Origin of the sequence: Paracoccus versutus, assembly GCF_029909795.1 — a bacterium.
Taxonomy (GTDB): domain Bacteria; phylum Pseudomonadota; class Alphaproteobacteria; order Rhodobacterales; family Rhodobacteraceae; genus Paracoccus; species Paracoccus versutus.
In genome coordinates this window covers 754,970-775,603 of sequence record NZ_CP038196.1, presented here as the reverse complement: position 1 = coordinate 775,603, position 20,634 = coordinate 754,970, and the positions used below count along the sequence as shown (strand labels likewise).

Annotated in this window: 16 protein-coding genes; 10 read left to right on the top strand and 6 right to left on the bottom strand. The window is 65.3% G+C overall.

Annotated features, from left to right (window positions below):
- Positions 1 to 3: 3 nt before the first annotated feature.
- The gene (gene ffh, locus E3U25_RS03800) at positions 4 to 1,500 is read right to left on the bottom strand and encodes a signal recognition particle protein (protein WP_036755754.1); all 1,497 of its coding nucleotides are present in this window, start codon (positions 1,498 to 1,500) and stop codon (positions 4 to 6) included.
- 237 nt (positions 1,501 to 1,737) lie between these two features.
- Here ffh and E3U25_RS03795 point away from each other — a divergent pair, with 237 nt between their 5' ends.
- Both E3U25_RS03795 and E3U25_RS03790 read left to right on the top strand, forming a co-directional pair.
- On the top strand, positions 1,738 to 2,307 hold the full coding sequence (locus E3U25_RS03795) for a peroxidase-related enzyme (RefSeq protein WP_036755757.1): 570 nt from the start codon (positions 1,738 to 1,740) through the stop codon (positions 2,305 to 2,307).
- Positions 2,307 to 3,212, top strand: coding sequence for a DMT family transporter (locus E3U25_RS03790; RefSeq protein WP_116221149.1), 906 nt, complete (start codon positions 2,307 to 2,309; stop codon positions 3,210 to 3,212). The genes E3U25_RS03795 and E3U25_RS03790 overlap by 1 nt, the downstream gene beginning before the upstream one ends.
- A gap of 99 nt (positions 3,213 to 3,311) precedes the next feature.
- On the opposite strand, the gene E3U25_RS03785 is transcribed toward E3U25_RS03790, so the two are convergent.
- On the bottom strand, positions 3,312 to 5,270 hold the full coding sequence (locus E3U25_RS03785; RefSeq protein ID WP_116221710.1) for a protein meaA: 1,959 nt from the start codon (positions 5,268 to 5,270) through the stop codon (positions 3,312 to 3,314).
- A gap of 733 nt (positions 5,271 to 6,003) precedes the next feature.
- On the bottom strand, positions 6,004 to 7,830 hold the full coding sequence (locus tag E3U25_RS03780; RefSeq protein ID WP_116221150.1) for an ABC transporter ATP-binding protein: 1,827 nt from the start codon (positions 7,828 to 7,830) through the stop codon (positions 6,004 to 6,006).
- Between the two features lie 761 nt (positions 7,831 to 8,591).
- Between E3U25_RS03780 and E3U25_RS03775 the strand changes: the two genes are divergently transcribed.
- The 5 genes from E3U25_RS03775 to E3U25_RS03755 all read left to right on the top strand — a co-directional run bounded on the left by E3U25_RS03775 (position 8,592) and on the right by E3U25_RS03755 (position 13,888).
- Positions 8,592 to 10,805 (top strand): TonB-dependent receptor, encoded by a 2,214-nt coding sequence (locus tag E3U25_RS03775; protein WP_281029271.1) that lies wholly within the window; start codon positions 8,592 to 8,594, stop codon positions 10,803 to 10,805.
- 144 nt (positions 10,806 to 10,949) lie between these two features.
- A complete protein-coding gene (locus tag E3U25_RS03770; protein WP_116221152.1) occupies positions 10,950 to 11,633 on the top strand; it encodes a Fe2+-dependent dioxygenase in 684 nt (227 codons plus the stop codon).
- A gap of 3 nt (positions 11,634 to 11,636) precedes the next feature.
- Positions 11,637 to 12,728 carry an alpha-hydroxy acid oxidase gene (locus E3U25_RS03765; protein ID WP_116221153.1) on the top strand — a complete coding sequence of 364 codons (1,092 nt, stop codon included), beginning with the start codon at positions 11,637 to 11,639 and terminating at the stop codon, positions 12,726 to 12,728.
- Between the two features lie 223 nt (positions 12,729 to 12,951).
- On the top strand, positions 12,952 to 13,305 hold the full coding sequence (locus tag E3U25_RS03760; protein WP_166435407.1) for a cupredoxin domain-containing protein: 354 nt from the start codon (positions 12,952 to 12,954) through the stop codon (positions 13,303 to 13,305).
- A 109-nt stretch (positions 13,306 to 13,414) separates the two neighbouring features.
- The gene (locus E3U25_RS03755) at positions 13,415 to 13,888 is read left to right on the top strand and encodes an ABC transporter ATP-binding protein (protein WP_244294960.1); all 474 of its coding nucleotides are present in this window, start codon (positions 13,415 to 13,417) and stop codon (positions 13,886 to 13,888) included.
- A gap of 34 nt (positions 13,889 to 13,922) precedes the next feature.
- Here the strand turns inward: E3U25_RS03755 and E3U25_RS03750 are convergent.
- A protein-coding gene (locus E3U25_RS03750; RefSeq protein ID WP_076611590.1) for an IS3-like element ISPbe1 family transposase occupies positions 13,923 to 15,010 on the bottom strand; the annotation gives its coding sequence in 2 pieces (ribosomal slippage) (positions 13,923 to 14,755 and positions 14,755 to 15,010; 1,089 coding nt in all).
- Between the two features lie 104 nt (positions 15,011 to 15,114).
- Between E3U25_RS03750 and E3U25_RS03745 the strand changes: the two genes are divergently transcribed.
- The 3 genes from E3U25_RS03745 (at position 15,115) to E3U25_RS03735 (ending at position 18,607) form a co-directional block, all read left to right on the top strand.
- Positions 15,115 to 15,669, top strand: coding sequence for a TOBE domain-containing protein (locus E3U25_RS03745; protein ID WP_244294961.1), 555 nt, complete (start codon positions 15,115 to 15,117; stop codon positions 15,667 to 15,669).
- A 180-nt stretch (positions 15,670 to 15,849) separates the two neighbouring features.
- A complete protein-coding gene (locus E3U25_RS03740) occupies positions 15,850 to 16,881 on the top strand; it encodes an extracellular solute-binding protein (protein WP_116221155.1) in 1,032 nt (343 codons plus the stop codon).
- Between the two features lie 79 nt (positions 16,882 to 16,960).
- Positions 16,961 to 18,607 carry an ABC transporter permease gene (locus E3U25_RS03735; RefSeq protein WP_244294963.1) on the top strand — a complete coding sequence of 549 codons (1,647 nt, stop codon included), beginning with the start codon at positions 16,961 to 16,963 and terminating at the stop codon, positions 18,605 to 18,607.
- A gap of 18 nt (positions 18,608 to 18,625) precedes the next feature.
- On the opposite strand, the gene E3U25_RS03730 is transcribed toward E3U25_RS03735, so the two are convergent.
- Both E3U25_RS03730 and E3U25_RS03725 read right to left on the bottom strand, forming a co-directional pair.
- Positions 18,626 to 19,954 (bottom strand): sensor histidine kinase, encoded by a 1,329-nt coding sequence (locus E3U25_RS03730; RefSeq protein ID WP_116221157.1) that lies wholly within the window; start codon positions 19,952 to 19,954, stop codon positions 18,626 to 18,628.
- Positions 19,954 to 20,613 carry a response regulator gene (locus E3U25_RS03725; protein ID WP_036755782.1) on the bottom strand — a complete coding sequence of 220 codons (660 nt, stop codon included), beginning with the start codon at positions 20,611 to 20,613 and terminating at the stop codon, positions 19,954 to 19,956. The genes E3U25_RS03730 and E3U25_RS03725 overlap by 1 nt, the downstream gene beginning before the upstream one ends.
- Positions 20,614 to 20,634 lie beyond the last annotated feature (21 nt).

The window sequence follows — 20,634 nt, the reverse complement described above, 5'->3', positions numbered from 1 at the left end:
CGTTCACTTCTTCCCGAACAGGCCGGAAAGCCCGCCCGGCAGGCCCATGCCGCCCAACTGGCCGCCCAGCCCCTTGGGGTCTTGCAGCATCCGCGTGGCCTCGGCCATCTTCTCGGGATCGACATTGGCCATGTCGGGCAGCCCGCCGCCCTTGCCGGTCATGGCGCGCATGGCCTGCTTGAGCATGCCGCCCTTGCCCATCTTGCCCAGCTTCTTCATCGTGTCGGCCATCTGCTTCTGCATCTTCAGAAGCTTGTTGAGTTCCGACACTTCCATGCCCGCGCCGGCGGCGATGCGCTTCTTGCGGCTGGCCTGCAGCAGGTCGGGATTGGCGCGTTCCTTTTTCGTCATCGAGTTGATCAGCGCGATCTGGCGCTTGATCGCCTTGTCGTCGAAACCGGCGGCCTCGGCCTGCTTGGCCATCTTGCCCATGCCGGGCATCATGCCCATGATCGACTGCATCCCGCCCATCTTGAGCATCTGCTCAAGCTGGTTGCGCAGGTCGTTCATGTTGAACATGCCCTTCTGGAAGCGCTTCATCATGCGCTCGGCCTGCTCGACCTCCAGCACCTCCTGCGCCTTCTCGACCAGGGCGACGATGTCGCCCATCCCGAGGATGCGGCCGGCGATACGCTGCGCGTCAAAGACCTCCAGCGCATCCATCTTTTCGCCCAGGCCGACGAAGCGGATCGGCTTGCCGGTCACGGCGCGCATCGACAGCGCGGCGCCGCCGCGACCGTCGCCGTCCATCCGGGTCAGCACGACGCCCGAGATGCCGACCTTGCCGTCGAATTCGCTGGCGACGTTCACCGCGTCCTGGCCGGTCAACCCGTCGACGACCAGCAGCGTCTCGCGCGGGCTGGCCACGTCGCGGACCGCCTGCACCTCGTCCATCAGCACTTCGTCGATATGCAGCCGGCCGGCGGTGTCGAGCATGTAGACGTCATAGCCGCCCAGCGTCGCCTGCTGCTTGGCGCGCCTGGCGATCTGCACCGCATTCTCGCCCGGCACGATGGGCAGGGTATCGACGCCGATCTGCTGGCCCAGGATCGCCAGCTGCTCCATGGCGGCCGGACGGTTGGTGTCCAGCGAGGCCATCAGCACCCGCTTCTTCTCGCGGTCCTTCAGGCGCTTGGCCAGCTTGGCCGTGGTGGTGGTCTTGCCCGAGCCCTGCAGGCCGACCATCAGGATCGGCGCCGGGGGATTGTCGATGCGCAGCGCATCGGGCGCGCCCTCGCCCTGCAAGACCTTGATCAGCTCGTCATGGACGATCTTGACGACCTGCTGGCCGGGGGTGATCGACTTGGTGACGGCCGCGCCGGTGGCCTTCTGCGTCACCGCCTTGACGAAGCTGCGCGCCACGGGCAGCGAGACGTCGGCCTCCAGCAGCGCGACGCGCACCTCGCGCATGGCGGCGGCCACGTCATCCTCGGACAGCGCGCCCTGCTTGGTCAGCCGGTCGAAGACGCCGCCAAGGCGGTCGGACAGGTTTTCAAACATCGGCGGCCCTCCAATGGTTGCCGTTTGCCCGAGGAACACGGGCGCGAATAAACAGGTGCGCCCCCGTGGGCGCAACGCGCTGACGGGGGGCGATCCCCGGACAAGGCGCGGGGACCGGAAGGACAGACCTTCCGGGAATCCCGGCGTGGATAGGGCCAATGCCCGCCAAAGTCAAGCGCGCCCCGGTTGACCCTGCCCCGGCTTTGGTGAAAACCTCGCGCCCCGGAGGACCGAGCCATGACCCATCCCATCAGCCGCTTTCCCGTGCCCTCGCTGGACGAGATGCCCGAAGACATCGCCCTGCGCATCCGCAAGGTGGCCGAGAAATCGGGCTTCGTCCCGAACGTCTTCCTGGCGCTGGCGCATCGCCCGGACGAGTTCCGCGCCTTCTTCGCCTACCACGACGCGCTGATGGAGCGCGAGGGCGGCCTCACCAAGGCCGAGCGCGAATTGATCGTGGTCGCGACCTCGGGGCTGAACCAGTGCCAGTATTGCGTGGTCGCGCATGGCGCCATCCTGCGCATCCGGGCAAAGAACGCCTTCATCGCCGACCAGGTGGCGGTGAACTGGCGCAAGGCCGACCTCACGCCACGCGAACGCGCCATGCTGGCCTATGCCGAAAAGGTGGCGCTGAACGCGCAAGGGATCGACGAGGCGGATCATGTCGCGCTGCGCGAGGCCGGCTTCGACCAGGACGAGATCTGGGACATCGGCGCCATCGCCGCCTTCTTCGGCATGTCGAACCGGCTGGTGAACGCGGGCGACATCCGGCCGAACGACGAATTCTACATGCTCGGGCGCGGCTGATGGCCGAGCTTTCGGCGGTGCCGCAGATGCGGCGCGAGGCGTTGCAGGGCCATGCGGCGATGCTGCTGTTCTCGGCCGCGATCGCGGGCTCCTTCTCGCTGGGCGCACGGGCGGCGAACCTGATCGACCCGGCGGCGATCTCGGCCGCGCGCTTCGCCATCGCCGCGGGCGTGGTCGGCGGCGTGGCCATGGCCGGGCCGGGCATCCCGCGGGAAACCTTCCGCGCGCCCTGGCGCTACCTGGTGCTGGGCGGGCTCTTCGCCGCCTATTTCGTGCTGATGTTCGAGGGGCTGAAAACCGCGTTGCCGGTCTCGGCGGCGGCGGTGTTCACGCTGACGCCGCTGATGTCGGCGGGCTTCGGCTGGCTTTTGATGCGGCAGCGCATGACCGGGCGCATCGCATTGGCGCTGGCGCTGGGGGCGGCGGGCTCGCTCTGGGTGATCTTCGGCGGCGACGCGGCGGCACTGATGCGGCTCGAGTTCCGCCGCGGCGAGGCGATCTACCTGGTCGGCTGCGCGGCCCATGCGCTCTATACCCCGATGGTGCGCCGGCTGAACCGGGGCGAGACGCCGATCGTCTCGACCTTCGCCACGCTCTGCGCCGGGGGGCTGATCCTGCTTGTCTGGGGCGGCCGGGCGATCCTCGACACGGATTGGGCGCATCTGCCGGCCATCGTCTGGGTCACGCTGCTCTATGTCGCGATCTTCGCCAGCGCGCTGACCACGGCGCTGGTGCAATTCGCCACCATGCGGCTGCCCTCGTCCAAGGTGATGGCCTATACCTACCTGACGCCGATCTGGGTGATCGGGCTCGAGGCCGCATTGACCCGCGGCCTGCCGCCGCTCGCCGTGATGCCCGGGGTGCTGGCGACCGTCGCCGCGCTGCTTTTGCTGCTGAAGGACTGACGGCGCGGTTGCAATATGGGTATTTGGACAACGAAGAAGCCGAGGGCGCGGTGCCGGACTTCTTCGTTGCTCAAATACCCATGCGGCCGTGCCACCGGCTCAGGCGGCCGCCTCCTCGGGCTCGGCCAGGGCCACGATGTCCATCATGATCCGGTTGAGCTCAAAATCCTTGGGCGTATAGACCCGCGCCACGCCCATCTTCAGCAGCCTGGCGGCATCCTCGTCGGGAATGATGCCGCCGACCACCACCGGGACATGCGCCAGGCCGGCGGCACGCATCCGCTCCATCAGATCCTCGATCAGCGGCAGGTGGCTGCCCGACAGGATCGACAGGCCGACGACATGGGCATTGTCGTCGGCGGCGCGGGTCACGATCTGCTCGGGGGTCAGGCGGATGCCTTCATAGGTGATGTCCATGCCGCAATCGCGGGCGCGGAAGGCGATCTGCTCGGCGCCGTTGGAATGGCCGTCGAGGCCGGGCTTGCCGACCAGGAACTTCAGCCGCCGGCCAAGGCGGCGGCTGACCGCATCCACGGCCTCGCGAATCGGCTCCAGCCCCTCGGTGCGGTTCGAGGGGCTGGCCGAGACCCCCGTCGGGCCGCGATATTCGCCATGCACCTGGCGCATCACCGCCGCCCATTCGCCGGTCGTGGCGCCTGCCTTGGCGGCGGCGATGGAAAACGGCATCACATTCTGCCCCCTCTGCGCGGCATCGCGCAGCGCGGCGAGGGCGGCCTCGACGGCCGTCTCGTCGCGCGCTTCGCGCCAGGCGCGCAGCCGGGCGATCTGGTCCTGCTCGACCGCCGGGTCCACCACCATGATGCCGCCATCGCCCGCGGTCAGCGGCGAGGGCTCGCCCTGCTGCCAGCGGTTCACGCCGACGACCACCGTCTCGTTCGCCTCGATGCGATTCAACCGCTCGGCATTGGATTCGACCAGCCGCGACTTCATGTATTCGATGGCGGCGATGGCGCCTCCCATCTCGTCCAGCGTCGCCAGCTCCGCGCGGGCGCCGGATTTCAGCTCCTCGACCTTGGCGGCGATCACCGGATTGCCGTCGAAAAGGTCGCCGTACTCCAGCAGGTCCGTCTCGTAGGCGACGATCTGTTGCATGCGCAGCGACCATTGCTGGTCCCAGGGCCGCGGCAGGCCAAGCGCCTCGTTCCAGGCCGGCAGCTGCACGGCGCGGGCGCGGGCGTTCTTCGACAGCGTGACGGCCAGCATCTCCAGGAGGATGCGATAGACGTTGTTTTCTGGCTGCTGCTCGGTCAGGCCCAGGCTGTTCACCTGCACGCCATAGCGGAAGCGGCGGTATTTCTCTTCCTCGATGCCATAGCGGTCGCGGCAGATCTCGTCCCAGAGCTCGGTGAAGGCGCGCATCTTGCACAGCTCGGTCACGAAGCGGATGCCGGCGTTCACGAAGAACGAGATCCGCCCGACCATGGCGGGGAAATCCTGCGGCTCGACCTTGGTCTTCAGGTCGTCCAGCACGGCGATGCCGGTCGCGAGCGCATAGGCCAGTTCCTGCTCGGGCGTCGCCCCCGCCTCCTGCAGGTGATACGAGCAGACGTTCATCGGGTTCCATTTCGGCAGGTGCTTCGCCGTATAGGCCGCGACGTCGGTGATCATCCTGAGCGAGGGCCTGGGCGGGCAGATATAGGTGCCGCGCGACAGGTATTCCTTGATGATGTCGTTTTGCACCGTGCCTTGCAGCCTGGCGATGTCGGCGCCCTGTTCCTCGGCCACGGCGATATAGAGCGACAAGAGCCAGGGCGCCGTCGCGTTGATCGTCATCGAGGTGTTCATCTGCTCCAGCGGGATCTGGTCGAAGAGCATGCGCATGTCGCCCAGGTGGCAGACGGGCACGCCGACCTTGCCGACCTCGCCGCGCGCCAGGACGTGGTCGCTGTCGTAGCCGGTCTGGGTCGGCAGGTCGAAGGCCACCGACAGGCCGGTCTGCCCCTTGGCGAGGTTGCCCCGATAGAGTGCGTTGGATTTCTCGGCGGTCGAATGGCCCGCATAGGTGCGGAAAAGCCAGGGTTTGTCTTTCTCGGCCACGATCTGCCCTCGCAACAATATTACGACTGGTGAAGCGATAACGTAATAATCATGCCCAGTCAATTCGCCGCAACGCAGAAAGGATTTTTTGCCGCGCTCCGCCTTGGCGCGGGCTGAATCGGCAGGCGATCAAGGCCCATTTTGGGGATTTCGCCGCCCATTTCCCAGGTCATTAGCGCCCACCCGATCCGCTCAATCAGTTATTGTGTTTTATTACAATTAGTTACCTGATCGACCCGAAACCGGCAGTTCGGGTCGCTCATCGCTCTGCCTGGCGACCACCCTGGCGCCTCTCCCGTTGACGAAGCAGCCCCTGCCGAAGATGGTCGCGGCATGCCCTCGGGGGTGGCGGCAATGCAGATGCAGAAGACCGCCACTCGCTCCGGGCCCCACCCGTTCCGACCCTCTCCGCCGGGAAAGCGCCGCTCTCCCGAACGGGAACGGCTTGTCTTTGAAGGTGCGCCGTCATGCCTGTCGATACAGCCTTGCCCATGACCCGCATTCCCTTCGTCGAACTGCGGTTTCCTCCGGAAGGCCGGTCCCAGGCCGAGATCCAGTCGCGCTTGCGGCGGCACTACCAGCGCCTGCGTGCCAGGCGCGACGGGATCGACCCGCCGATGAGGGCGGATGGACGGTCGATGAAACAGGCTGGCTGGACCGTCTGGATGACATTGATATCCCCTGGTCCGCGAGGCAACGCCTCCAGCGCCGCGCCGCCTGTCTGGCAGCGCGATCAGAGGCCATCTCCGGCCTCCAGCACCTCGCCCGGAAAGACCGCGAGAGGCTTGAGGTATTCCGTGAAGGGGCAAAGGCTGATCCGGATCCCCAGCGAGCATCGTGCCGATGAGATCGCTGCCGAAATCCACGCCGACATGTCGTGGATGGCACGGGCGACCGAAACGCCAAGGCGCATGTAGAGCGCACAGCGAGCGATAAGCTCCTCATGGCGGCCGCTGTCGATGAGGCGGCCAGCCTCGATCACCGCGATCCGGTCGGCGTGCCGGATGGTGTGCAGCCGATGCGCCACCACGACCACGGTGCGGCCCCGTTTCAGCACATCGAGCGCCGCCAGAACCTCGGCCCCGTTCTCGGGGTCGAGGGCGGCGGTCGCCTCGTCCAGAAGCAGCGCGGGCGCATCGCGCAGCATGGCACGGGCGATGGCGACCCGCTGGCGCTCGCCGCCCGAAAGGTTGCGCCCGCCCTCGCCGACCGGGCTGTCGAGACCCAGGGGCAGCACCCTGGCAAATCCCGTGACCTGCGCGCGCCGGGCCGCCTCATCCACCTCGGCATCCGAGGCCGAGGGCCGGCCCGCGCGGATATTCTCGCGGATGGTCGCATCGGTCAGCCATGCCCGTTGCAGCACGGCCGAGAACCGTGCAGGCAGCATGGCGCCCGGAATTCGCCGCAGACCGGCGCCGCCCAGGGTGATCCGGCCTGCATCCGGGTCCATCACCCGCAAAAGCGTCGTCTTGCCCGCCCCCGATGGGCCGACGATGGCGAGCATGCCCCCGTCGGGGACAGAAAGGCTGATATCCTGCAGGATCACCCTTTCGCCCGGCGACAGCGCCACCCGTTCCAGGGCAAGACTGTTTCCGCGCGGGACTCCGGCGGGCTCGAGTTGCTCCAAAAGGGGAATGCCGCGGATCTTGGCCATCCGCGCCATCGCGGCCTTCATCCGCCAGGTGAAGTTCCCGGCGGTAAAGATCAGCCGCAGGGCCGAGGCGTTCAGGCCAAGCAGCAGGATCAGCACCAGATCCTGCGCGGAGGCATCGCCGCCAAGGAAAACCGCTGCACCGACCGGAAACAGCACCAGCACGTTGCCGCGCAGCCCGGTATGCAGCAGGCTCATCTGCCAGAGCGACGCGGTTCCGGCGCGATACCCCGTCTCGCGCACTGCCGCGACCGCCTGCTCATGGGCATCAAAGCCGCGCTCGGCACCGACAAAGGCGCGGATTACCGCGATTCCGCCGACCAGATGGCGCGTAGCTTCGCGCAGCCGGGCCAGGGCGGCATACCAGCGACCGTAATCCTCTCGTGGGGCGCATATCGTCAGTGGATAGCGCCAAAGCAACAGCGGAAACAGCGTCACCGCCGCCAGCGCAAGCCGCCAATCGATCGGTGCAAGGGCTGCGAAGGTCAGACAGGGCAGCGCAATGCTCTGAGCCGGATCGGGAATGGCAGGGGCGATCGAATCCTCGATCTGGTCGATATCCTCGATCACGAGACGGCGCAGATCGGCGGTGCCCCGGCGGTCCGCGACCGCCCGCGGCAAGACCGCGATCCCGTCCACCAGCTCGTTGCGCAGGCGGAACAGCAAGGTGAAAGCCGCGCTGTGGGAAATGGTGGTGGAAGCTGACAGAAGCAGCGACTTCGCAGCCAGCGCCGTGATCGCCGCCAGCGTAGCCTGCAAGACCTGCGCCGCAGTCACCGGCTCCGCCAGCGCCTTGCCCGCGAGCCACCAGATCGCAAGAAAGGGGCCGAGCCCTGCCGCAGCCCCTATGATCGCCAGCGTGGCCGATATTGCCAGACGAATCCGAACGCCAGTGATCGGAGTCGCCACGCCGGCCCTCTCTCCTTGTCGAAATGGTTTTCGTCCCCATGCCAGCGCAAATCCGACACGGCTTTCGTGTGCCGGTATCTTGGTTTTGGCGCATCAAATGCCTGAAGCCGCGCCCCAAGCCCCGTCACCTTATATGGACCGCCATCAATCATTCGGTCGCGGCTGGAAAGAAGGCTCAGTGGGAGGTAAAGAGTTCCACGCATCGTTAGCGGCAGCAGTGATGCACGGGCCATTCAGCCTAGCCGTAGACATCACTCGAACTGAGCCGTTTCGAATCTTGAGCATCACCACGGAGCCAATGTAGCCTTGTGTAGTGCTCATTCATTGCCCGCATCCTACCTCGGCCAACTTGAAGCACGGGGAAGCCCGACCCGATCTTTCGCAAAATGATTTGAAATCAATTTATTAATGGCGCTCAAGGCAAGCCGGATGGTTTGATTCACAGTCCAGGCGGTTTTTCTGCATCGCTCGCGAATTGTCGCTTTCCGCCCCTTTACTGCTACATTTGATGATGGTGTTGGTCAGCGGTCGCATCGATCCTGTTGTCCGATTAAGCCGCCGGCGACGGAACGGAATATGCGACACCACCATTCGCCAGCAACTCGCCAGCCAGGTGCCCTTCATCCTCCGATCCCCGTATCGGGGGTATTTTACATCTGTTCCAGCGAAGGACACGAAAGCCTATGACGCCACCTAATTTATCCCTTGCAGCACAGGAAACGACCGGCTCACTGTTGCCTAGCCTTGGCCTGCTGCCAGCCGTGATCATCGCGGCCGCAGTGGGCGCTCCTGCGGTGGCGCAGGATGCGGAAGGCACGGTTGTTCTGGACACCATCGTGATCGAGCGTCAGACCGGCGCCCAGGCATCCACCGATTATCGCGTCACCGAGGGCTCGTCCCCCAAGCTGACCGCACCGCTGGTCGATACGCCCAAGACCATCTCGGTCGTCACCCAGCGCCAGATGGAAGAGCGGAACGCGACCTCGGTCCTGGAGGTGCTGCGCACCACGCCCGGCATCACCTTGGGTTCGGGCGAAGGCGGCACGCCGATGGGCGACCGGCCCTTCGTGCGCGGCTATCAGGCGGCGACCGACATCATGGTCGACGGCATCCGCAACCTGGGCCGCACCACGCAGGAAGCCTTCGCCACCGAATCGGTCGAGATCGCCAAGGGACCGGGCGGCGCCTATTCCGGCCGCGGTGCAACGGGTGGTTCCATCAACCTGGTGTCGAAACAGGCCCGCGAAGGCGAGACCTTCCACGAATTTTCCGGCCTTGTCGGCAATGCCAGCCAGAAGCGGCTGACCTATGACGGCAATGTCGACCTTGGCGACGGGCTGGCTGCGCGACTGAACCTGATGTGGCAGGATTCCGACGTTCCGGGCCGCGACGTGCTTCAGGACGACCGCAAGGGCATCGCCGCGGCTTTGTCGAAAAGCTTCGGCGCGTCCAAGCTGTCGCTGAACCTCTATCACAGCAAGACCGATGCGACGCCGGATCTGGGCGTGCCGATGAGCAACGGCGACTATCGTCCGGACCTCAGCGGCGGGCGGCGTTTCGGCAGCGGCACCAAGTCCGATCCCTGGCTGCCGATCGAACTGGCCGACAAGGACGCCTTCTACGGTTCGGCGCTGCGCGACTATCGCGAGGTCGAGAACCAGAGCGCGATGCTGCGCTTCGAGCATGAATTCAGCAACAGTTTCAAGCTGCACTCGACGCTGGCCTGGATCGGCTCCGAACAGGAATACGTCATGTCCCGGCCAAGCGTGGTGTCGCAGTTCATCACCGGCCGCGACGGCAGCGTCAGCCCCAACCCGAACTGGGACCCCACCCGCAACCTCGCCAACCGCGACCTGCGCTCGGGCAAGAAGGACAACTCGGCAGTGGCCTTCCACACTGCGCTGACCGGCGGTTTCCACACCGGGACCGTCAAGCATGACTTGGCAGTCGGCCTGGAAATGTCGCGCGAGAAGGTTCGCTCGGCTTCGTCCGAGGGCAGCCCGTCGGTGCCGGTCACCGACCTGGCCAACCCCAACCCCTGGGATCCGGTCACCGGCTCGCTGGTCTGGGGCGACTGGGGCACGCCGATCGAGACCACGTCCAAGGCGCTTTACATCTTCGACACGCTGACCTTCAACGAACAGTGGTCGCTGAACCTGGGCCTGCGCTATGACAAGTACGAGGTCAGCGACGGGACCATCTCACGCAAGGACAACCTGCTGAACTACTCGGCCGGCGTGGTCTACAAGCCGGCGCCGAACGGGTCGGTCTATCTGGCCTTCGGCACCTCCTCGAACCCGTCGGGCGAATGCGCGGGCATGGCCGGCGGCGCCGATGGCGCGGGGGCCTGCACGCTGACCAGCAACAGCGTTAACCTGGAGCCCGAAGAAAGCAAGAGCATCGAGCTGGGCACCAAGTGGGAAGTGTTGAACGACCAGCTCCTGCTGACCGCAGCCATCTTCCAGACCGAGAAGAAGAACGCCCGAGTCGAGGACGATCTGGGCAATGTCGCACTTCTGGGTCACAACCGCGCCCGCGGCTTCGAGCTTGGCGCAGCCGGCCAGATCAACGAACGCTGGGGCTTGTCGGCGGGCTATGCCTTTGTCGACGCCAAGACGATCGATGGCGGCTTCGACGACGGCGAACCCAGTGCGGATAACGGCAACTACCTGCAATTCGTTGCCCGGCACTCGTTCAGCCTGTGGACGACCTATGAGGTCTCCGACAGGTGGACCGTCGGCGGCGGTGCGACCTATACCGGCAAGCGTTACCTGAACGGCGAGAATACGGCCGCCCTGCCCTCGCAATGGCGGGTGGACCTGATGGCCGCCTACAAGATCAATGAGACGGCCGAGTTGCAGGTCAACGTCAATAACGCCTTTGACGAGCGGCTTTACGACGCCTCGCATGTCGGCATCTTTGCCAACCGCGCGCCCGGTCGCAGCGTGACCGCAAAGCTGAACTATCGCTTCTGATCCCCGAATCGGAAGCATCGGGGGCGGGTCCAATCGCCCGCCCCCCTCTTGCAGTGCGGGCGTCCCGAATGTCCGACAAAAACCCTTAACCTTCCTTGGCGCCGGTCCTATCCTGCGCCCGAATGCCACCGCTGGAGGACCGCCATGCTGATCACCATCCCGGACCTGCTGACGCCCGAGGAGGTCGCCTATATGCGGCAGATCCTCGAAGGCACCGACTGGGTCGACGGCCGCAGCACCGCCGGCGACCAGGCGGCCAAGGTCAAGCATAACCTCCAGGTGCCGGTGGACAGCCCCGAGGCGCGCGAGCTGGGCAATATCGTGTTGCGGGCCCTGGGCCGCAGCCCGGTCTATTCCTCGGCCGCGCTGCCCGCGCATATCCTGCCGCCGATGTTCAACCGCTATGACGAGGGCATGACCTTCGGCGCCCATGTCGACGGCTCGATCCGCGTCATACCGGGCACCGGCCAGCGCATCCGCACCGATGTCTCGACCACCGTCTTCCTGACCCCGCCCGAGGATTACGACGGCGGCGAACTGGTCGTGCACGACACCTATGGCCAGCACAGCGTCAAGCTGCCGGCGGGCCATGCCGTGGTCTATCCCGCGACCTCGCTGCATTCGGTGACGCCGGTGACGCGCGGCTCGCGCTGGGCCTCGTTCTTCTGGGCGCAGTCGATGGTGCGCGACGACTGGCGGCGGCACATGCTCTATGACCTGGACATGTCGATCATGCGCATCCGCGCGATGCTGCCCGACGACGATCCGGCGGTGACGGGGATCACCGCGCATTACCACAACATGATCCGCCACTGGGCCGAGACCTGACGGGTGGCCGGCCAGGCTGAGATCCCCGCCGATGTCGTGGCCCTGTGCGACTACGAGCGGCACGCGGCCGAGCGGATGCCCGCGCCCCTGCGGGCCTATGTCGACGGCGCCGGTGCGGACGGGCTGACGGCGCAGGCCAACCTGGCCGCATGGCAGGCGATCCGGCTGCAGGGCCGGGTGCTGGCGGATCTGCGCGGCGCCGATACCGGCCTGCGCCTGCTGGGGCTGGACCTGCCGCATCCGCTGATCCTTGCGCCGGTGGCCTTTCACGGCCTCGCCCATGCCGAGGCCGAACACGCGACCGCCCTTGGCGCGGCGGCGACCGGCAGCCTGATGGTGGTCTCGACCCAGTCCGGCCTGCCGCTGGAAGAGATCGCGGCCCGCGCGCAGGGGCCCTTGTGGTTCCAGCTCTACATGCAGCCCGAGCGCGGCGATACGCTGTCGCTGGTCCGCCGGGCCGAGGCGACGGGCTGTCGCGCGCTGGTCGTCACCGTGGACGCGCCGGTGAACGGATTGCGCAACATGGAGCAGCGCGCCGGCTTCCGCCTGCCCGAGGGCATCCGCGCCGTCAACCTGGACGGCATGCGCCCGCCGCAGATCCGCAGCGAACCGGGGCGGGCGGCGACCTTCCTGGGCCTGATGGATGCCGCCCCGCGCTGGGAGGACATCGCCTGGCTGAAGTCGCAGACCCGGCTGCCGGTGATCCTGAAGGGCATCATGTCGGCGCATGATGCCGAGCGCGCCGTGGCGGTGGGTGCGGACGGGGTGATCGTCTCGAACCACGGCGGGCGGGCGCTGGACACGCTGCCGGCGACGGCCGAGGCGCTGCCGGTCGTCGCCCGCCAGGTCGCCGGGCGCATCCCGGTGCTGTGCGACGGCGGCATCCGCCGCGGCACCGATGCGCTGAAGGCGCTGGCGCTGGGGGCATCGGCGGTGCTGGTCGGGCGGCCGCAGATCCACGCCCTGGCGGTGGGCGGCGCGGCGGGGGTCGCGCATATGCTGACCATCCTGCGCGCCGAGCTGGAGGTCGCCATGGCCCTGACCGGACGCCGCGACCTGGCCGGGATCGACGAAACCGTGCTTTGGGGAAGCTAAAAAAGTATCCGTCACAGATGAAATGTATCCCACTGATGATCATCTCTTCAATTTTCCATGGCCCGCCCTCATTTACGCCCGATGGCGCGCCAATCATTCCGACCAGCTGGACCGTGAACTCATGTAAAAGCCGCCGCTGTCTACCGCTCCGGCGCTGACTGCCGCCTCGGATCATGGCACCGGCAACGATGCCCGGATGCTGAACTTTGGCGAGGAAGGCAGCATGGCCATCGAGCCGGGGTTCCACAAAGTTGAGCCGAGCGATATCGTCACTTTCCTGCCCACCAATTCCGATCATTGGGTCAAGGATCTGATCCAGCCCGAGGGCACCAAGTTTCTGGCATGCAAGTTGGATGAGGCCTATACCGTGACACTGGCCGAGGAAGGTCTCCATGTCGATTCCTGTCCACCGCACTTGATGATGAGCATGGTCGGCGTGATCCAGTTGGGGCTTCGAATTTGGACCAAATCCGTGAGGAACTGCCCGGTCATACCCGCCGCATGTTCCAGAACAAGGGTCGGCTGGACACGTATCTTGGGCAGGTTGAGGAATAGGATGGCGAAGAAGCGGATGTAGGTTATGACAGACCAGAATATGGGCCCTGTCGGTCTGCAAATGCACGGAATCGGCGACGGGAAGAATCCAAGCCTATAGAAACAAGCGCCGTCAACGCTGGAGAAGGCACATGAATATGGAAAATCTTCATCCGCCCCGTCATCTCGAAATTAATGGCGTCTCCCGTAGTTTTGGCGGAGTTCCCGCACTGAATGATATTTCTCTTTCCGTGGCGCATGGAGAGCTCATCTGTCTGGCTGGCCACTCCGGTTGCGGAAAATCCACGCTCTTGCGTGTCATTGCAGGCATCGAGATGCCGGATCAGGGCCGCGTTCTGCTGGATGGGTGCGAAATATCCGGGCCGAACAGCTATGTGGAACCCGAAGAGCGCAATATCGGATTCATGTTTCAGGACTATGCGCTTTTTCCCCATCTCAACGTGCTGGACAACATCCTGTTTGGCCTGAAGCGCCTGACACGACCCGCCGCGCAAGCACGATGCCTGGAAATCGTCGAGCGTCTGGGGCTCGAACACCTTTCGCGCAGGTTTCCGCACATGCTTTCGGGTGGCGAGCAGCAGCGGGTGGCGTTGGCCCGTGGGTAATCCCCCCATTTTTAGCGGGGTGCATCCGTAGAATTCACGCGGCCATCTTCAGTTTCTGTGCGGGTGTGATGCCGCCGATGCCCATGTTCGGGCGGTCGTTGTTGTAAGTCCAGAGCCATTGCGTGGCGAAGTCCTGAGCCTCCTCGATGGTTTCGATGATGTATTGATCGAGCCATTCATGCCGTACGGTGCGGTTGTAGCGCTCGATATAGGCGTTCTGCTGGGGCTGTCCGGGTTGGATGTGCTGGATGGTGATCTTCCGCTTTTCGGCCCATTCCATCAGCTTGCCGCTGATGTATTCCGGGCCATTGTCGACCCGAATGGTGCCGGGTTTGCCGCGCCATTCAATGATCCTGTCGAGGCTTCTGATGACCCTTTCCGCTGGCAGTGAAAAGTCGACCTCGATGCCCAAGCCCTCCCGGTTGAAGTCGTCCAGCACGTTCAACAGCCGGAACTGGCGGCCATCCCCCAGACGATCGGCCATGAAGTCCATGGACCAGGTCAGGTTCGGCGCATCCGGCACGGCCAGAGCCTCGGGCTTCTCACGCTTCAGCCGTTTGCGGGGCTTGATCCGCAGGTTCAGTTCCAGCGCGCAATAGATGCGATAGACACGTTTGTGGTTCCATGGATGCCCCTTCACGTTGCGCAAATGCAGGAAACACAGGCCAAACCCCCAGGTCTTGCGGGCGTCCGTCAGCCCGACCAGCAGATCGGCGATCTCCTCGTTCTCGTCCTTCAGCTTCGGGCTGTAGCGATAACAGGTCTCGCTCACCCCGAAGGCCCGGCAAGCCAGCGCAATGCTGACCCCGTGTCGCGCCACCGCTTTCTCGGCCATCTCGCGGCGTTGAGATGGCCGCGTCATTTTTTTCCGAGAGCCTCCTTCAGCAAATCGGCCTGCATGCTGAGATCAGCGTACATCCGCTTCAGCCGCCGGTTCTCCTCTTCCATAGCCTTCATCTGGCTGATCAGGGACGCGTCCATGCCCCCATACTTCGCCCGCCACTTGTAAAACGACGCGCTGCTCATGCCATGCTCGCGGCACAGCTCGGCCACCGGCATCCCGCCTTCGGCCTGACGCAGGATCGAAAGGATCTGCGCTTCAGTGTATCTGCTTGTCTTCATTCAGAATCTCCTCGTTCATCTTGCCGAGAAAATTCTACTTATGCAGCCCCTTACTTTCGGGGAGGATTACCCGTGCGCTGGCACCGCAGCCGCAGATTCTGCTGATGGACGAGCCTTTCTCCAATCTCGACCGCGGTTTGCGGGATGGCATCCGCACTGAAACGATTTCCCTTTTGCGCGAGTTGGGCACCACCGTCATCATGGTAACGCATGACCCCGAGGAAGCCCTGTCCGCGGGTGATCGCGTGGTGCTGATGCGGGCGGGGGAGATCGTGCAGGAGGGTTCTGGCAGCGACCTCTATGACAGGCCGGCAAACGCTTATACGGCCGAGTTCTTCTCTACCTTCAACAAGGTCCAGGGCCCATGCTGGAATGGCTTTCTCGAGACGCCTCTCGGCAGGTTTGCGGCCCCCGGCTTTGCCGATGGACATACCGCCACCCTCTATGTGCGCCCGCAATGCCTACGCGTAAATTGTGGTGCCGAAGGGGTCGATTGCACGGTGGTCGATTGCGCCCTGATGGGCGAAATCGAACAGATCCAGGTATCCGTAGCAGCGCTTCCGGGGCCATTGAAAATTCGTTCGACAAAGCGATCACGCCTCCGGTCCGGGGATGTTGCGCGTATTTCCGTGACACCTGGGCAGGTTTTTGTCTTTTGAAATCATAGCGCTTTCTCTTCGCCGCCATAACTTTGACTGCCAATGGTGTCGCGTCGGATCGACGTCCCTCGTTGCGGCAGCAGAAGCAACGCCCGAAATACTTTACTGCTACAGTCGACTATGTTTGTCCCTCGCTGGTGGGCAAAAGCCTACTATTTTACTCACAATCCAAGGAGCGTCATGGCGATGGGATCCACGAAATTTGGCGGGGTCATGCTCGGGTCGGTGCTGTCTGTCCTTGCAGGCACGCAAGGTGTCCTCGCAGAGGAGCTCAACCTCTATACCACCCGCGAACCTGGGCTGATCCAGCCGCTGATCGATGCCTTCACGCAGTCGACCGGGGTCACGGTCAACACCATCTTCTTGCAGGACGGGGTCGCCGAGCGCGTCATCGCGGAAGGTGACAAGTCGCCGGCAGATGTTCTGATGACTGTCGATGCCGGCGTTCTCGTCGATCTTGTCGAGAAGGGCCTTACGCAGAGCGTCGAGTCGGAGGTCCTCAGCACCACGATTCCCGAGACGCTGCGGGATGACGATGGCCACTGGTTCGCTCTTTCGATGCGTGCCCGCGCGGTTTATGTGACCAAGGACCTCGACCTGACCGGGATCACCTACGAGCAGCTTGCCGATCCCGCCTGGAAGGGTAAAGTCTGCATTCGCTCCGGCCTGCATCCTTATAACGTCGCGCTGACCGGCTCGTTCATCGCACATCATGGTGAGGAAGCGGCCGAGAAATGGCTGACCGGCCTCAAGGCCAACCTCGCCCGCCCTGCGGCGGGCGGCGATCGCGATGTCGCGCGCGATATCATGGGCGGCCTTTGCGACATCGGCGTTGCGAATTCCTATTATGTCGGCCTGATGCGCAGCGGTGCCGGTGGTCCCGAGCAAGAGGAGTGGGCCAAAGCGATACGGATGATCCTGCCGACCTTCGAGAACGGTGGCACGCAGGTCAACATCACCGGCGCTGCCGTCGCCCGTCACGCACCCAACAAGGACCAGGCGGTCCAGTTCCTGGAATATCTCGTCTCGGACGAGGCGCAGGCGATCTACGCAAAGGCGAATTTCGAGTATCCGGTCAATGCGAATGCCGCCGTCGATCCGCTGATCGCCGAATACGGTGCGTTGACGCCGGACACGATCGACATCGTCGAAGGGGTAAAGTTCCGCGCAGCCGCCAGCCAGATGGCTGAGCGGATCGGATTCGACGACTGATCAAGAAGCTCTCGGCGACGGCCTCCTGCGGGGACCGTCGCTCCTTCCCCAACTTATGAAGCCTGCCGAACCGACCTTGATGAATCAGATACCGCGGCGCCGTTCAGGGGCCGGATGGCGGTTTGGCGCGGTGCTTATCGCGGCGCTGGTCTGCCTTCCCGTGCTTGCCCTGCTCTTGATCGCGTTCCAGGGCAGTGCCGGGCTTTGGCCCCACATGCTCGCCAATGTTTTGCCGGCAGCACTGAAGAACACGGTCATTCTGCTGGCCGGCGTGGGCATGCTGGTGACGTTGATCGGCACCACAACCGCCTGGATGGTGACGGCCTACGACTTCCCCGGCCGGCGCGTTTTCGAATGGGCACTGCTGCTGCCACTGGCGGTGCCGACGTATATTATCGCCTATGCCTATCTCGATATCCTGCATCCGGTAGGTGCGGTGCAGGGTGCATTGCGAAGCCTTCTGGGCTATTCCAGCCCGCGCGAGTTCCGCCTGCCCGACATCCGCTCGATGGGGGGCTGTATCCTGCTGCTGGGGCTGGTGCTCTATCCTTACGTTTATTTGACCACCCGAGCGATGTTCCTGACGCAGGCGGCAAATCTGGTCGAGGTCTCCCGCACGCTCGGAACACGTAGGGGCAGCGTCTTCCGCCGGGTGGCGCTTCCCCTGGCGCGGCCAGCGATCGCGGTCGGCGCCAGCCTGGCGCTGATGGAAGCGCTGAACGACATCGGCGCCTCGCAGTTCCTGGGAGTCAGGACACTGACGCCGTCGATCTATTCGACCTGGGTCAACCGTTCGGACATGCCGGGCGCTGCGCAGATCGCGCTGGCCATGCTGGTGATCGTGGTCCTGCTGGTGCTGGTCGAGCGCTATGCGCGCCGCAACCAGCGTTACGCGGCTGCGGCGCAAAGACCCCGCGCGATGTCTCCCGCCCGGCTGCGAGGGTGGCGCGCCGCCGGCGCATTCTGCCTGTGCCTTTTTCCGGTCGCGCTCGGCTTCATCGCACCGGCGGCTTACCTTTGTCGGGAGGCTTGGAAGCGCGTCAGTTTCGCCGGGATCTCCCCGCGCATCTGGGGCGAAATCGTCAACACCGTCACGGTATCGGCCGTCGCTACCCTGCTCGTGCTCCTGTCCGGCCTGGTTCTTGCCTATGCCGCCAGGACCTATCCCGGCCGATCCACATCGCTGGCCGCACGTGCTTCGACGCTGGGCTATGCCGTGCCGGGAACCGTCCTGGCCATCGGCCTGCTCTATCCGGTCGGCCTATTCGATCGCTTCTGGGCCGGCGGGGTCGAATGGCTGATCGGTGCCGCGCCCGGCCTTCTGCTGCTGGGATCGGGGGCGGCGCTGGTGCTGGCCTATTCCGTTCGATTCATGGCAATCTCCACCGGCGGGATCGAGGCAGGGTTCAGCCGCATCCCACCCTCGTTGGACCATGCGGGACGGATGCTGGGCCGGTCCTCTTTGGGCGTCTTCCGCAGCGTGCATCTGCCTCTGTCAAAAACCGCCATCGCTTCGGCAGGCCTGTTGGTTTTCGTGGATTGCATGAAAGAGCTGCCGGCGACGCTGCTGCTGCGGCCGCTGAACTTTGAAACCCTGGCGACCCATCTTTATGGCGAGGCCGCCAGAGGCACCTATGAGGAAGCCGCGATTGCCGCCCTGCTGATCGTGCTGATCGGCATCCTGCCGGTCGTCGTGCTGTCGCGGCTGGGGCGGGTCGAGACCTGATCCGCATCCGGCCTGCGGTCAGTGATCCCGGACCGGCGGCGTCAAGGTGACGCGCGCGACAAAACCTTCCTGACTGGCAGGCGCGGGCGAGATGATTTCAAGCCTTCCGCCGGCCGCCGACACGATCTGCTGGCAAATATGCAGGCCCAGGCCGAACCCATCGCCACGGTGCCGGGCAAAGCGCCGCGTCAGCCCGGCCAGGTCGGCGGCGGCGACGGCCCTGCCCTCGTTCGCGACCTCGAGCACGGCGCCCTGCCGCAGACGAAGCCGAACCGGGCTGCCAGGCGGGCTATGCTGCAGGGCATTGTCGATCAGGTTGGACAGCACGATGGCAAAGGCGTCCGGGTCGATGCGCGCCATGACCGGCGCGGGCGGCAGTTCGTCCGCCAGCCGGGCGGCTTCCGACGGTGCGCGCTCGGCGACGACCAGCCGGGTCAGGACCGCAAGATCATGCGCTTGCGTGGAATCGCCGATCCCCGCATCGGCACGGGCCAGTTGCAACAGCCGCGCGACCAGCCGCCGCATTCGCTGCAAGGCACGTTCAAGCGCATCCAGGCGGGCGATCTGAGCCGGCGTGGTCGCGTTCTCCCGCATTTGCTGGGTCTGGGCCAGGGCTATGGCGACAGGGGTGCGCAATTCATGCGCGGCATTGGTGGCAAAGGCACGCTCGGCCTCCAGCGCCTGCGCCAGACGGGCGATGAAGCCATTGACCACGCTGGCGATCTGCATCAGGTCCTCGGGCCAGTCGCCGGCGTCGATCATGTCGAGCCGGCTGCCGTCGCGGGCCGCGATCTCGGCCCCAAGTTCACGCAACGGCGCCAGCGAACGTCGCGACACCCAGCCGACGATCAACCAGGTCAGCGGCAGGAGCGCGACCATCGGCAGCAGGAAACCTGTCATCCCTTCGCGAAACGCCTCGCGGCGCTCGGCCAGCGGCGCGGCGATCTGCAAGGCCTGGCCGGCGGCGTTGAAGGGCGTGGCATAGAGCCGGTAGCCCGGCGCGGAAGCGACCCGACCGGGGAAGAGGTCGGCGGCGTCGGGCAGGACCGCCCGACCGGCCAATTCCGATTGCCGCAGCACCCTGCCGTCCCGCGCGACCAGCCGATAGAGCAGCGCCTCGTCCATCGGCACCGCGGGCTGGGGCACCTCGACCGCAATGCCCTGCATCTCCATGTGCGAGACCAGCGGCAGCAACGCATGGGCCGTTTCCACGAGTTGCTGGTCGAAAAGCTCGTCCTGTTCGGACCAGAGCACCGCCGCCATCAACACCACCGCCCCGGCCCAGACCGCCGCCAGCCCCAGCGTCGTGAACAGCGCGACCCGCCGCGACAGGCTCGCGCGCCGCATCAGGCCCGCCCCATGCGATAGCCGAAGCCGCGTTCGGTCACGATGGCGTCCCGGCCCAGCTTGGCGCGCAGCCGGCTGACATGGGCCTCGATGGCATTGCTTTCCACCTCGTCGCCGAAGCCATAGAGCGCGTCCTCCATCTGTGCGCGGCTGGTGGTCACGTCGGGGCGTCGGCTCAGCCGCTCGATCAGCGCCCATTCGCGCAGCGTCAGGTGGACGGGCTGGCCATCCAGCAGCACCTGCCGCCGCTCGGGCAGGATCAGCAGCCGGCCGAAGCGCCGCTCGACCTCGGCCGCTCCGGCGGCTCGACGGTGAATCGCCAGAATGCGGGCATGCATCTCGTCCAGGTCATAGGGCTTGACCAGATAATCGTCCGCACCGGCCTCGAGCCCGGCGATCCTTTCGGTGATGCGGTCGCGGGCGGTGACGATCAGCACCGGCACCCGCGCGCCGCGCCCACGCAGATCCCGCAAGAGCGCCAGCCCGTCTCCGTCTGGCAGCCCCAGGTCCAAGAGCACCAGATCGTAATCGGTCACGGTCAGCGCCGCCGCCGCGTCCTCGGCGTGCCCGGCAAGGTCGACGGCATGACCCGCGGCGCGCAGGTAGGCGCCGACGGCCTCGGCCAGATCCGGCTCGTCCTCGACGACAAGCAACCTCATCGGCGACCTCTCTTCCTTCGT